Source organism: Arthrobacter sp. P4_F11 (assembly GCF_056401395.1).
The window spans coordinates 43,738-57,655 of record NZ_JBFUJK010000010.1; the positions used below are offsets into that span (position 1 = coordinate 43,738).

Genomic DNA, 13,918 nt, shown 5'->3' on the forward strand with positions numbered 1-13,918 from the left:
CCGGAGCAGAAAATGAAGCGGACCCAACTTCCCCACGGCAACTATTTCGCCAGACGCGCAGGGAACATATTGTTACTCGTTTCGCTATTGGTTGGTCCTGGACTGGCAGCGCCCTCCACAGCCGCCGAGCCACCGATCCCAAAAGTTGCGACGCCGACGTCGAGCACTGCTTCCTCGCCTCCAACGCCAGCGCCCGTTGCTACAGCCGATGCGACGCCGATGCCCTCCGGCCAGACGACGACGCTGCCGGCTCCCGCGCCCTCACCAACCACGACTGCCTCGACGCCGAATTCGTTCCCACGCACCGGTCCACCCGATGCGGCCGCGATGGCTGCGGCAATCGGCGCTGGAGGCGCCGAGATGGGGCAACGATCGGCCCGCGTTGCGGGGACGGCTGTCGCAGGTCCGGGTGCTACCGGCAGGACCCTTGCCACCGAGGCTGTGGCAGCGGAAGGCACATGGCAGCCGACGTTCGGAATCCAGGGCCTTGATGTGAGCGGCCATCAGGCCTCGGTCGACTGGCAACACCAGTGGGATTTGGGCGCACGCTTCGCCTATGTCAAGGCAACAGAAGGCGACTACTACTCAAGCGAGACCTTCGCCTCCCAGTATCAAGGTTCCCGGGGTGTTGGGATGGTCCGAGGCGCCTACCACTTCGCGATCCCCAATTGGTCTTCAGGGGCGGACCAAGCACGCTACTTCGTTAACAATGGCGGTGGATGGAGCGCTGACGGTTACACACTGCCACCGGTGCTCGATATTGAATTCAACCCCTATGCCGGCCGCACCATCAGTGGCTTCTTCTTTGGCAACAACTGTTATGACATGTCTGCTGCCCAGCTAACATCCTGGGTACGGGATTTTGGAAACACCATGCTTTCGCTAACGGGACGCTTGCCCGTGATTTACACCAATACCTCATGGTGGAAGCAGTGCACGGCAGATGCGCGGGCGTTCGGGGACTACCCGCTATGGGTGGCCGCATACCCGTTGGCCCCAACGAACAACGTCGGACTCATACCCTCAAGTTGGGGCAACTACAGCATCTGGCAGTACAGCAGCACCGGGCCCTTTACAGGTGATTCGAATGTTTGGAATGGAGACTACGCCGGCCTGAGACGCTTCGCGGCTGGATATAGCATCACCGGAGCAATCGCGTCCGCATGGGCTGCAGCTGGGGGCGGGGACGGCAAACTCGGCTACCCCGTCACGAACGAGATCTGCGGCCTGGCCGGCGGCGGCTGCTACCAGCGCTTCCAGGGCGGAACCATCCATTGGTCGCCCGCCACCGGCGCCCACGCCACCTGGGGCGCCATCCGCACAGCCTGGGGCGCCTTGGGCTACGAAAACGGCAAACTCGGCTACCCAACCAGCAACGAGATCTGCGGCCTGGCCGGCGGCGGCTGCTACCAGCGCTTCAAGGGCGGAACCATCCATTGGTCGCCCGGCACCGGCGCCCACGCCATCTGGGGCGCCATCCGCACAACCTGGGGCACCTTGGGCTACGAAAACGGCAAACTCGGCTACCCCGTCACGAACGAAATCTGCGGCCTGGCCGGCGGCGGTTGCTACCAGAGCTTCCAGGGCGGAACCATCCACTGGTCGCCCGGCACCGGCGCCCACGCCACCTGGGGCGCCATCCGCACAACCTGGGGCACCCTGGGCTACGAAAAAGGCAAACTCGGCTACCCCGTCACGAACGAAATCTGCGGCCTGGCCGGCGGCGGTTGCTACCAGAGCTTCCAGGGCGGCACCATCCACTACACCTCCGGCACCGGCGCCCACGCCACCTGGGGCGCCATCCGCACAGCCTGGGGCGCCTTGGGCTACGAAAACGGCAAACTCGGCTACCCAACCAGCAACGAGATCTGCGGCCTGGCCGGCGGCGGCTGCTACCAGCGCTTCCAGGGCGGAACCATCCACTGGTCGCCCGGCACCGGCGCCCACGCCACCTGGGGCGCCATCCGCACAACCTGGGGCACCCTGGGCTACGAAAAAGGCAAACTCGGCTACCCCGTCACGAACGAGATCTGCGGCGTGGCCGCCGGCGGCTGCTACCAGCGCTTCCAGGGCGGGACCATTAGCTGGACAGCTGCGCTGGGCACAAAAGTTTCCTTCAAGTGAATCTGCTCCAGTAGCCAGGCGATCCGCACCGGGCAATGCCGAGCCGCCCACAGAGATCTACATCCCACATGTCACTCTCACAGCAGAGACACCATCGGTCACTCTGGTATCACAGCCGATCCGGTGCTATCGTTTCGGCGTCAAGACCAACGAATTGACGTATCGGCTTCCGATTCGCGGATGACCGGTCATGATGAACTAGGTAGCGTGTTTTGCGGAGCACGTTAGGGCTCCGGAGAGACACATGAAGCCGAACACGACCTTGTCAATACGACCCACTTCGCGGCTCAAGACGGTGGCAGTCGTGGTCGTCACCGCGATATCGGCGCTCGGCCTTCCAGCGCAGGCTTGGCCTCTCGCACCGGAGCCGTCAGCTTCACCAACTGCCCCGGCCCCCGCAACTGCAAGCCCAAAACCCGCAGCCCGCAGTGTGTCGACGACTGAATCCACGCCGCCACCCAGCCCCGTCCCGACGGCAACGACGACGCAGGCAGTAACGGATACCGCTCCGGGAGCCATCGATATGAAGGCGCTCAACGCTGCCATCGGAGCAAACGGCGCGTACATGGGCCAAGGCCTGAAAACGCGGCTGGCCGGCTCCCCCCGGTCCGGCGGTTCTTCAGCCGTTGCGGAGTCCCTGCAGATCGAAAGCACCTGGCAGGCCCCCGGCGTTCAAGGCCTGGACGTGAGCGGCTACCAGCCTACGGTGAATTGGCCGGCGCAGTACTCCATGGGCGCCCGCTTCGCATACGTGAAAGCCTCCGAGGGCCTCAGCTACCGCAGCCCCACTTTTGCAGCCCAGTACTCCGGTTCCCTAAACGCGGGCCTCATGCGCGGCGCCTATCACTTCGCGCTTCCGTCCGTCTCCACCGGCGCCGCGCAGGCGGACTACTTCATCACCAGCGGCGGCGGCTGGAGTCCCGACGGAAAAACCATGCCGCCGCTGCTGGACATCGAATACAACCCGTACAGCACTCTCGGCAACACCTGCTACAACATGAGTGCCGCCGCCATGGTCAGCTGGATTAGGGACTTCTCCAACCGCATACTGGCCCGAACCGGCCGCTTGCCCATGATCTACACCACTGCGGGCTGGTGGTCCCAGTGCACCGGCAACTCGGGGGCCTTCGGGAGCCAACCGCTTCACCTGGCGTCCTACTCGACCTACGTCGGCAACGTGCCGAACGGCTGGGGAACCTACAGCGTCTGGCAGTACAGCAGCACGGGCCCCTTCGCCGGTGACTCGAACGCTTGGAACGGCACTTACGCCAACTTGCAGAAATTCGCCTCCACTGCTGACGGGGTCGTCCTGAAGCCTTCGATCATGTCTACCGGCGACGTCGTGGCCGCTGATGCTGGCGGCGCCCTGTGGGACTACCCGGCCACCGGCACCGGCAGTCTTGGTGCGCGGAAGCAGATCGGCCAAGGGTGGACGGGACTCCGGTCGATCAACGTGATCGACTGGAACGCCGACGGGGTCCTAGACGTGGTAGCTCAATGGACCTCCGGCCGGGTCAATGTCTACCTCGGCGTCGCTAGCGGCGGCTTCTCGGCGGGGCCCGTGCTGGCGGCCTCCGGTTGGAGCGGCTACCAGCTCACCATCGGGTACTGGCTGAGCAGCAGTTACTTCCCTCAGGTCCTGACCCGGGACGACGCCGGCAACCTCGCCATCTGGCGCAACAGTTCCGGAGGAGTCGTGAGCGCCGGCAGCAAGATCGGCGGCGGCTGGAGCAACCTGAATCTGACCATGGTCGACTTTGACGGCGACGGCAACCAGGACATCCTCGCCCAAGACTCTGCCGGGACCATGCGCGAGTATCGTTCCAACGGCTCGGGCTCCTTTGTCGCTGAAACGCGCCCGACTGTCGGAACCTCATGGAACCAGATGACCAGTGTGACAGTGACTTTCTCGTTCAAGGGCTACGCGGCTACCGGCATCATGGCCCGCACCCGTGACGGTTATCTTCGGTACTACCCCGTTCCGGGGAACTCCAGCTGGGGCGCCTCCACGGTCATTGGATCGTCGTGGGGCGGTTTCCTGATCGCCGGCGGCGAAAACATCAACGCTCAGGCCCCCACTCCTCCAAGCTCGCCGCCAGCGGGGACCCCTTCCATTAAGGCCGCGTCCGACGTCGTAAGTGCTTACGCCGACGGCAGTCTCTACCGACGCCCGACCGGCGCCGGAGTCCTTGGCAGTCCCATCAAGATTGGAGCAGGCTTCACGGGAATAGCCTCCGTGCATGTTGTCGACTGGAATGCGGACGGCATCCAGGACCTGGCGGTCCAAACCAGCGCGGGTGCGCTCACCCTCCGCACCGGCCTGTCCAGCGGCGGCTTCTCCGGCCCCGCTGTTCTGCTCTCGGGACTGGTCGGTTCTGACGTCACCTTTGGACCATGGCTGAAGAGCTCCAGGTATCCCGGATTGATTGTCCGCCGACCGGACGGCGCCGTGGCGTTTTACAGCCATGCCAGCGGCAGCGCCCTGGGAGCCCCGGTAACCCTCGGTACGACTTTTGCCCGCACGGACGTCACCATGCTGGACGCCGACGGGGACGGCAGCCAGGACCTCCTCGCCGTGGACAACGTCGGTGCGATGACGCTATTGCGCTCCAACGGCTCCGGAACATTCATTAACGAGTCCCGACCTCAGCTCGGCGTCGGGTGGTCCGCTATGAACAGCATCAGTCCGGCCCGTGGCTTCACGGGCACTGGGTCCACGGGCCTGCTGGTCCGTGACGTAACTGGTGCCCTCAGCTATTACCCGCTGGCCAAGGGCGTCCTGGGACCCAAGAAGGGCCTGGCGACGGGATGGAACACGATCTTCATAGCAGGCAGCCCCACCATCATCCGCCAGCAGCCCCTTTCCTCACCGTCCGACATCGTGCGGGTCGACTCCGCGGGCAAGTTGTGGGCACACCCGGCCAGCGGAACCGGCGGCTTCAACACGCCGTACCCAATCGGCACCGGCTGGTCCACCGCTAAGACCCTCAACGTTCTCGACTGGAACAAGGACGGTGTTCCCGATGTGCTGGCCCAGTGGTCCTCGGGTGCCCTGAGCGTATACTTCGGTGCCAAGACCGGCGGATTCACCGGCCCGGTCGTCCTCGCCAGCAGTGGCTTCGCCCAGACGGCTTTCGTCACCGGACGGTGGGTGCAGTCGAGCAGCTATCCGGGGCTCGTCGGCTACGGAACGGACGGCGCCCTGTATTACTGGGCCAATATTTCCGGTCGGGCCCTCAGCGCCCCGGTGAAAATCGGCGTGAGCTGGGGTGGCCTGAAGATCGCCATGACCGACTTCGACGGCGACGGCAACCAGGATCTGCTGGCCGTCAATTCTCTCGGCGCCATGCGGCTCTACCGCTCCAATGGCCAGAGCGGCTTTATCTCCGAGACGCGAACAACCATTGGCTCATCGTGGCAGTACTTCAGGCAGTTCTCCAGCACCTCAGGCTTTGCCGGTGCCGGTTCCAGGGGGATCATGGCACTCCTTGAGAACGGACAGCTCAGCTACTACCCCATAGTCGCGGGGAGCAAGTGGGGCACGCGCACCACAGCAGGAACCGTGCCGTCGTCGACCGTGGTCTCCACTGCGACCTCGGCCTACTGACAGTCGTCCCTGTCGGTCCGGGGCCGCCGGACCACGATCAGCGGCGTACCCATACCTCCATGTTGCTGCTCCGTGTGGTTAGCCTGAATTTTGAACGCAGGACATCATCCATGCGCTTAGTTATCAGGTATCGGGAGTGAGGGGCGCCAATGACGGCAGCGTCCGCCGCCGCCAGCTTCGTCACTTCCCCATTATCAGTCGCGCGAAGAACATCGAGCGCATTGCCCTCCTTTAGCCCGCCCATGATCATTTTTACTCCCGAATAGTCAACTAAAGGAGCGCATCCCCTGGCGACTGAGCGGCTCAGGGAATCAGAAACAATGGACATGTACGCGAAGGGAGCCCAGACGCACTGGTGTTTGGCCACCGCCGCAGCAATCGCAGTCTCGCTGACATCCTGCAGCGGAGCAGGATTTAGCGAGAATCCCGCGATCCCTGCCGGCACCAGAGCGGCCATTCCGAGAACTGCGACTATCCCCGGCCCGGACTGCCCCACCCAGCGGCCGGCACGACGAGCCAGCAAGCCAACGAAGGCTCCCAACGTCAGCGCGACCGCTGGTGCCACAAAATTCGAATAATGGTCAAAGAAGCTGCCGGACGTCAGGAGGGCGGTTGATTGCGCCACGACGAGAAGGGACCAGCACCAGGCATCGTCGCTGGCGAAATACGGCCTGCGATCAACGGCACCCGCCACCCAGGGCGCCAGGACGGCGATGAGTAGCAGCGCTGCCAAAATCCACAGCACAAACGGCGGCACAGGCGAACCCACAAGATATTCAAGCCGTAGCTCAATCCCCTTGCGCACATCCGTGCGTCCTATCTGTGCCAAGACGACGTCCTGGAACATCGCCTGCGGCGCCGCAAGGAGGAACGGGCCGACCACCACCACGGCTACGGAAGCCGTCCCGCCCAAGAACGTCAGCAATTCACGACGGCCGAAGCGCACCGCAACGAAGACTGCCACGACAAGTATCGAAATGACGGCCCAGAGCTTGAAGGTCAGCGCCAGCCCCAGCATGGCCCCGGCCAGAAGGGGCCAGCGCGCCCTGCGGTCACCGTTGTATTTGCGCAGGAACAGTAGGCCAAGGAGGAGACACACGTTCAACAGCGCCGAAAGCATTATCGATCGCTCGGCAATGTTGGCCGCCACCCACACCGCGTAAAGGCCGCCACCGATAAGGCTTGCGGAGGCTCCGCGGGATCTCAGCAGTGATGCGACAATCATCGCGCTGGACGTCCCGATGACTACAAAAAGAATCCGCGCGAGCCCAATCCCCCAGCGATCAGAGGTCATGTCGCCAATCCAGGCAAAAGGCGCCATGAGCACGCTTATGCCCGGGGGATGTACCAGCACAAAATCGCGATACGGGAGCGCCCCGGAAATCAGATACGCGCCGGACGCGTAGTGGACTCCGTCGTCATACCCGCGAAATCCCCCCAAAGTGTTGGAGTTCGTCAGCGGCAGGAGCCGAAACAGAAAAGCCACGAGGCCTACGACGGCCACCGTCCACCAACGTGCGACGACGGACCGCACTGCGTTGCCAGAGTCCAATGAAGGGCACTTCCTCTTGTTCCTGCTGCCGATCAGCAAAGCGCCTCAAGCCTACCGGAGCGCCGCGATCGAGAGCCCCGCCGCGGTCAGTTCTCCTGGAGCAACACTCAGGACACCGCAGAATCGGAGGCAGGCAGCAGGGCGCGGATCGCTGCTTCCCAGATCCCTAGCTGGGTTTCCGCTGCCAGCGGCTTGGCGGCGCGGTCCGCCGCCCGCTTCCACTCCATGATCTGCTCGGGGGTCAACGACCGGATCGTGGTTGCCAGTGCCGTCGGAGAGAAGTCCGGGGTGACGGTGCCAAAACCGTACTGGTTGACGATTTCCACCATCGACGGTGAGGGTCCCACCACCACTCCCAGGCGCGCCTGGACCGCCTCGAAGAACTTGTTGGGCAACGCGTTCTCCATATTGAAATTCGTCGGGGGAAGGAACACCAGCGAGACGTCATATTCGCTCAAGGTCTGAACCAGCTCCGCATAAGGCACTGGAGCGCGGAACTTCACCGCGGGCACGTCAGCCGCTACCTGCTTCAGTTCGGCGACGTAATCCGGTTCGTTGGGCATCACGATCATGTCCAACTCAACCCCGGACGGCGCGCTGCGCATTGCCTCAATGAGGTTCTCCAGCTTCCGGTAGCGCTGCCCCGCCGCACTGTGGATCAGCCTAATTGTCCCGCCGACAGGCCGCGGCGTTCCTTCCGCAAAGGGCGCCGCGTTGGTGACCACATCCGCCGCGACCCCGAAGTCCCGGGTGTACTGCGCCGCGATGCCAGGGGCGACCGTAGTGAGGGAGCGGGCCCGGGACAGGTACGTGCGGCAGAGCCACCGCATGTACGGTGCGACGAACAGACGCCACTTGAGGTCGTCGTCCTTTTCCTTGGGCGCAAACTCATGGAGATCGGAATGGACACCGTATTTCGGTTCCAGTTCCAAGGCCAACGGCAGCGTGTTCAGGTCATTGGCAAGGATGACATCAACGCGAACGCCGGCCAGCAGCTTCCGCGCCTGCTGGACCGCCGACATTTGGTCGTAGGCGCGCCGGTAGCGACGGCCCAGCAGCCCGATCCTGTCCGAAGGCCAGCCAATAGCGTCGGCCGACAAGGCGAGGTGTTCATCCACGCCATCCGGCGCGGCCCCGTAGCCGCACGTGATGAGGTGATACTTGCCGCTGAAGAGACCCACCTGTTTGAGCACGCGCGGGTCAGACCGGATCGGCGAGAAGGAAATGATGAGAAGTCGGGGCAAGGCAGTCATGCCTCCATCATTCCAGACCGCGAGGCCAACCTTCACGCCAGGATGGGTCCCGCCGGCGCCGCGGGCGTGAATGTCTGCCGCTAAAAAATGTTCCGTAGGAACGGAGTCCGCCCTGCAAGGACAGAGACGGAAAAGCTTACGGTGAGGGTAGCCGCGAAGCTTGCGATGGCCGCCGCGATGGACTTGCCGTCGAAGACCGCCGGGACGTTGAGCCTGATGACCTCGAAGACCAGCAGGTGGATGAGGAATACGCCGAAGGAAGCTCCGGAGAGGGTGACCAGCATCCGGCCGGTCGCGGGTGCAGGGGTGACGCGGCTGAAAATGGACTTGGCCGAGAGGAATACCGCAATGGCCAACATCATGACGGTCAGCGAGAGGTAGCTGACCGGCGAGACCACGCTCAGCAACCCTGCCTGCCCCGGGTGTCCGTACTGCCACAGAACCAGTCCCGCCAAACCAAGTGCGGCCGCGACGGCGGCGACAAGGGACAGTCCGCTGAGCTTGACGTCCCTCAGCGCGCGGCCAGCCACGAAGTAGCCGACGTATGGCAGCCAGTGAGTGAAGATGTTCAGGCTGATCGGCCTGGCGAAGCCCAGCGCCGCTGCGATTCCAGGAGCCATATAAGCCAGCGCGGTGGCGGCCAACAGCACGACCGCAAGGGTCTGGGCCCGCCGAGGGCCGCCGTCCTGCAGGAACACCGTGATGAGCGGAGCAACCATGTAAAGGCCCAGAATCAGCCAAAGGAAATACAGCTGGGTGAAGACGGAGCCGTCAAAGAGCAGCTGGACCACCCTGGCCGGCGCCAGCTCTTCCCCGCGCATCAGCCAGCGGACTCCAACCAGATAGATCAAGTGCCACACGATAAGTGCCGGCAGCAGCCGCACCGCCCGCTTGCGGTAAAAGGATCGTGGCGCCAGGACCCTGTTTTGGGGCGCCAGCAGGAGTGCGCCCGAGATCATCACGAAAACCGGAACCACCCAGATGAAGGGGATATCCAGGGTTGCCCCCAGCCACCAGTTGCGTGACCCGCGCTCGGAGTGCCCAACAACGTACCCGAAGAGGTGGATCGCGACGACGCCGCAAATACTGAGAATTCGCAGGATGTCCAGTGAATAGTCGCGAAGCGAAGCGACGTCGGTGCTACCTTCCGGGCGTGACCTGAGAACCGTCACTCGGTCTCCCGCATCCGTTCCGAGAACAAGGTCGAAGTGGTCTGCGGCGCATCCTTAAGCCAGGGGCGGGGGGTTTCGTCAATGGCGATCCGCCGGGAAAGTTGGGTGAGCGTTGTCTCCATGTGCCGGAAGCGCTGGTAGGTTGTGGCCATGAAAACCATGAAGCTGACGATCAGCCCGTAGAGGACAAGATCTGTGCCGCGGCCAATGCCCAGGGAACGGGCGAGCATGGTCAGCAGTTCCGGGAAGAAAATCGACAACGCCGCCACCACTGCGAAAATCACCAGCATGATCCGGCGGATGGCGAGGTGCCGGGCATTTGAACCGCCCCGCATGAGCGCGAGGGAGACGACGATGACGGCCAGGACGAGGACTATTTGGACTATGATCTGCAATTTCTCACCTAAACAGAAGGTCAGCGATGATGTTGACGGAGTTCAGCAAGGACTGGCCTTTTGCCTTTGAGTAATCCGTGTAGATGATCTCCACGGGGTGTTCCACCCAGCGCGGCTTGATCTCGGACACCTGGTGGATCAACTCCGAGGCGTGCGCCATCCTGTTCTGTGTGAGGTGGATCTTGCGGGCGACGTTCGGCCCAATGGCGCGCAACCCATTGTGGGCGTCGGTCAGCGCCATTCCGGTCGCCAGCCGGGACTGGACCGCAGCGGTCCGCAGCACCAGACGCTTTGCCGGGGAAAGTTTCGTCCGGCCGTCCAAGAACCGTGAGCCCAGAACCAGGTCGGCTTCGCCTGTCCGCACACGGTCAGCCATTGCTTTGGCGTCCTCAACCCGGTGTTGACCATCGGCGTCGAACGTTACGATGCAGTCAAGTTCAGGATCCTGGAGCGCATACTCGAAGCCTGTCTGAAGTGCCGCCCCCTGGCCCAAGTTGACCGGGTGTTGGACGACCACAGCGCCAGCTTTCCTGGCCACATCCTGCGAGCCGTCGCTGCTTCCGTCGTCGACGCACACGACATTCGGAAATTCTTGGCGGATTCCGTCGATCACCCCGCCAACGACGGAGGCCTCGTTGTACATAGGTATGACTATCCAAGTGCGACTCACCCATCAAGTATTCCACAGTCATCACCGTCGATTTGGGCCGCTGGGCGTTCATCCGTCCGGCGCCGGCAAAAGGGGCCCAGACAGCACCCCGCGTAGTATGGAAAGGATTCTTCCCCGCCGCTTTGGAGTACTCCTTGAAACAACTGCGCCGCACGATGCGCGAGCTGCTGCCTCTTCTCCCCGACAATGCGAGGCGCTTCCTCACCCTCTTTGGCGTGCTCTCGGCCGTTCTTTCGCTCCTCGACTCGGCGGCGCTGGGCGTCTTTGCTTTGGTATTGAACCAGATTCTCAAGGGCGGGACGATGACACTGCCTGTTATTGGAACGGTCACTCAGGAGACGAGTCTCTTGATCCTCGTCTCCTCGGCCATGGTCATGATCCTGAAGTCCGTGCTCAGCATCTGGCTTCAATGGGTGTCCACCCGCCGGTTTGCCGACTACGAACTTGAGATTGGCTCCATTCTGTTCCAGAGCTACATCCGTGCTCCGTGGACGGAACGGATGAAGCGGTCCACCACTGAGCTCGTCCGGATGATCGACGTCGGAATCGCCAACACCGTATCGGGTGTGCTGTTCCCGGCTGTCACGCTGCCGGCCCAGGCGCTGACTTTCGCATCGGTGCTCGTGGTGCTGGTCGCTGCATCCTGGCAGACCGCTTTGTCCACTGTCCTTTATCTCGGGATCATCGCGGCGTTCCTTTACTTGTGGCTCTCAAAGAAGTCTTATGAGGCAGGAAAGGTCAACCGCGACGCCGCGCAGCGCATGTCCACTCTGGTGTCTGAAATGCTCGGGGCACTCAAGGAAATCACCCTGCGCGACAAGGCGGAAGAAGTAGGCGGCATCGTCCTGCACAGCCGGGAACGTGCGGCCCGTTCACGGTCGAACATCAGGTTCATCAGTTCGGTCCCCAAGTTCGTGATCGACATGGCCCTGATCGGCGGCTTCCTGCTGATTGGTGCGGTGGGCTACATGATTGGCGGCATAGAAACTGCGATGTCATCTGTCGCGATCTTCGGTCTGGCGGGCTTCAAGCTGGTGCCGGCACTGACCACGGTCCAAGGTCAGATAACCCTGATCCAGTCGACTCTTCCCTACACCGAGATCGTGATGCGAGATATCAAGGAAGCGGCCGTCTTCCGGGAGAACGCCGAGAAGTTGGGCAAGACCCCCATCACCAACGAGCCGAAAATGCTCGAACTGAAGGACGTTGAATTCACCTATCCGGGGGCAGAGGGGCCGGCGGTCACCAATATCAGCCTCAGGCTGCCCATCGGCTCGTCAGTGGGAATCGTGGGGCAATCGGGTGCTGGCAAGTCCACCCTCATCGACATCTTCCTGGGCTTGTTGACCCCATCGAAAGGCACCATGACCCTCGACGGCGTGCCGCTCGAGGACGTGCTTTCCGATTGGCGCAAGCGTGTGGGCTATGTGCCCCAGGATGTAGCGATCTTCGACGGCACCGTCGCCCAGAATGTGGCCCTGAGCTGGGGCGGCGACATTGACGAGGCCAAAGTCCGAAGCGCGCTGGAACGCGCCCAGCTCCTCGACACCGTCAATACCCGCGCGGGTGGAATCAATGGCCGGGTCGGCGAGCGGGGGCTGGCCCTGTCAGGCGGACAACGCCAGCGCCTGGGCATTGCCCGTGCCCTGTACATGGATCCCCTGGTCCTGGTGCTCGACGAGGCTACCAGTGCGCTGGACACGTCCACTGAGGCTGCAGTCGCTAATGCAATTAGCGAACTGCACGGGGAGATCACCGTAATCTCCGTGGCTCACCGTCTCTCCACGATCCGGCACAACGACCAGATCTGCTTCATGAAGGACGGCACTATCGTTTCGCAGGGGATTTTCGACGAGGTCATCCGCATCAATCCGGACTTCGCCCAGCAGGCTGCTCTCGCAGGCCTTCACACTCTTGACGGCGGCGCCCCCGCCGCAGGTGAGGCGGCGCGCCCGGAGGCACGCGCGCTGTAGGCAGCCCGGTCGCCTCCGGGAATCGCCGGCCAGTCCCCTACCGGCCGGCGATTCTCCGGTAGAGATCCTCCAGGCGGTCCACGTACGCCGCCGCGTCATATCTAGGCAGGGCCCAGGTGGACCCGCCCAGCGTACGCGCGGCAGCCGGTGGGTCCTTGAGCGCCTCGAGGACCTGTGCCACCACATCGTCCTCCGTTCCCTCCAGAACCGGGGGCGTCGAGCCGTCGTCCGGCCGCGCCAGGCGCGCCCCGACGGCGGCGAGCGGCACGCCCATGCACAGGGCCTCGAACTCGCTGGTGGCGAAATTGTTGGTCGCCTGACCGACGCAGACATGGGCCCCGGACATAACGCGGTGGTATTCCTCTTGCGACATGCGCTCCAGCAACGTCACGCCCGCCTCAGCCGCCCGCCCCGCCCCCGGCCCCCAGTTCAGTCCGAGAATTCGCACTTCCGGAGCGACCGCGCGCCGAAGCCGGCGAGCCAGGCTCAACTGCCGCTCCACCCCCTTGTCCTCGTCCCAGCGCGAGACAAAGAGAATGGTCGGCCGGGCGTCCGGCCGCCAGGCCGGGAGACTGGCTGCGTCAACCAATGCAGGCAGAAATTCGGCATCGGGGCGTGCCGCCAACGCGTTTTCGGCGGTGTCATTGTTCGCGTAAAAGACGTACACGGCGCCGTCGATAGCCCGCTGGATCTCATCGTGGAAGGCAGGATCGGTCCACTGTTTACGAATGTCGGTTCCATGCAACGTCAGGGCGTATGGACGCCTCGGCATACCCCGTTCCCGGAGCAACCGCGCACTGGTGGCGTAGTGGACATGGACGACGTCCGCCTGCCAGAGCTTTGCGGCCCTACGGGCGAGAAACGGGACAAAGCGCGCCCGGGCCATGACCGGGTTTGCCGGCGCAGGCGTCAGGGGACGCACAAGTTCGGGCGGCAAATAGTCCCACTTCTTACCTGCCCGGCCGGCCGCCCGGACCATGGTCCGGGCCACGAAAGCGCAATCGTTGAATTGAAGTACATGAGGATCGGCCCTCATCCCTGCCGCCTTGTCCCGACGGCTCCCGGGGGACGGCGCATGCAAGATCTGAGCCGGCGCCGATGAATCCCGAGTTTCGTTTTGCACCCAGTAAGGTTATCGCGGGACTCCCCAAATAACCTCGTTCAGGAGTGCT

Annotated in this window: 9 protein-coding genes; 3 read left to right on the forward strand and 6 right to left on the reverse strand. The window is 63.3% G+C overall.

The annotated features are described in order from the left end of the window. Positions 1 to 12: 12 nt before the first annotated feature. Entirely contained in the window at positions 13 to 2,124 is a 2,112-nt protein-coding gene (locus tag AC1DRO_RS12660; RefSeq protein WP_476951056.1) for a GH25 family lysozyme, read from the forward strand. Positions 2,125 to 2,554: 430 nt separating this feature from the next. Then, positions 2,555 to 5,731: a GH25 family lysozyme gene (locus tag AC1DRO_RS12665; protein WP_476951057.1), complete on the forward strand. Its 3,177-nt coding sequence runs from the start codon at positions 2,555 to 2,557 to the stop codon at positions 5,729 to 5,731. Between the two features lie 37 nt (positions 5,732 to 5,768). On the opposite strand, the gene AC1DRO_RS12670 is transcribed toward AC1DRO_RS12665, so the two are convergent. The 5 genes from AC1DRO_RS12670 to AC1DRO_RS12690 all read right to left on the reverse strand — a co-directional run bounded on the left by AC1DRO_RS12670 (position 5,769) and on the right by AC1DRO_RS12690 (position 10,746). Continuing rightward, positions 5,769 to 7,217: a hypothetical protein gene (locus tag AC1DRO_RS12670; RefSeq protein ID WP_476951058.1), complete on the reverse strand. Its 1,449-nt coding sequence runs from the start codon at positions 7,215 to 7,217 to the stop codon at positions 5,769 to 5,771. 173 nt (positions 7,218 to 7,390) lie between these two features. After that, positions 7,391 to 8,536, reverse strand: a complete 1,146-nt coding sequence (locus AC1DRO_RS12675) for a glycosyltransferase family protein (protein WP_476951059.1) — start codon at positions 8,534 to 8,536, stop codon at positions 7,391 to 7,393. An 80-nt stretch (positions 8,537 to 8,616) separates the two neighbouring features. Beyond that, the gene (locus AC1DRO_RS12680; RefSeq protein WP_476951060.1) at positions 8,617 to 9,708 is read right to left on the reverse strand and encodes an acyltransferase; all 1,092 of its coding nucleotides are present in this window, start codon (positions 9,706 to 9,708) and stop codon (positions 8,617 to 8,619) included. Further along, entirely contained in the window at positions 9,705 to 10,103 is a 399-nt protein-coding gene (locus AC1DRO_RS12685; RefSeq protein ID WP_476951061.1) for a DUF2304 family protein, read from the reverse strand. Before AC1DRO_RS12685 ends, AC1DRO_RS12680 begins: the two co-directional genes overlap by 4 nt. Before the next feature lie 4 nt (positions 10,104 to 10,107). After that, positions 10,108 to 10,746 (reverse strand): glycosyltransferase family 2 protein, encoded by a 639-nt coding sequence (locus AC1DRO_RS12690; RefSeq protein ID WP_476951062.1) that lies wholly within the window; start codon positions 10,744 to 10,746, stop codon positions 10,108 to 10,110. A gap of 161 nt (positions 10,747 to 10,907) precedes the next feature. Between AC1DRO_RS12690 and AC1DRO_RS12695 the strand changes: the two genes are divergently transcribed. Beyond that, positions 10,908 to 12,746 carry an ABC transporter ATP-binding protein gene (locus AC1DRO_RS12695; RefSeq protein WP_476951063.1) on the forward strand — a complete coding sequence of 613 codons (1,839 nt, stop codon included), beginning with the start codon at positions 10,908 to 10,910 and terminating at the stop codon, positions 12,744 to 12,746. 37 nt (positions 12,747 to 12,783) lie between these two features. Here AC1DRO_RS12695 and AC1DRO_RS12700 read toward each other — a convergent pair whose 3' ends face one another. Continuing rightward, positions 12,784 to 13,782, reverse strand: coding sequence for a glycosyltransferase (locus AC1DRO_RS12700; protein ID WP_476951064.1), 999 nt, complete (start codon positions 13,780 to 13,782; stop codon positions 12,784 to 12,786). Positions 13,783 to 13,918: the final 136 nt, after the last annotated feature.

Coding starts and splice junctions, on each gene's coding strand:
- AC1DRO_RS12660 (WP_476951056.1), top strand. CDS start 13: ATGAAGCGGACCCAACTTCCCCACGGCAACTATTTCGCCAGACGCGCA.
- AC1DRO_RS12675 (WP_476951059.1), bottom strand. CDS start 8,536: ATGACTGCCTTGCCCCGACTTCTCATCATTTCCTTCTCGCCGATCCGG.
- AC1DRO_RS12690 (WP_476951062.1), bottom strand. CDS start 10,746: ATGTACAACGAGGCCTCCGTCGTTGGCGGGGTGATCGACGGAATCCGC.
- AC1DRO_RS12700 (WP_476951064.1), bottom strand. CDS start 13,782: ATGAGGGCCGATCCTCATGTACTTCAATTCAACGATTGCGCTTTCGTG.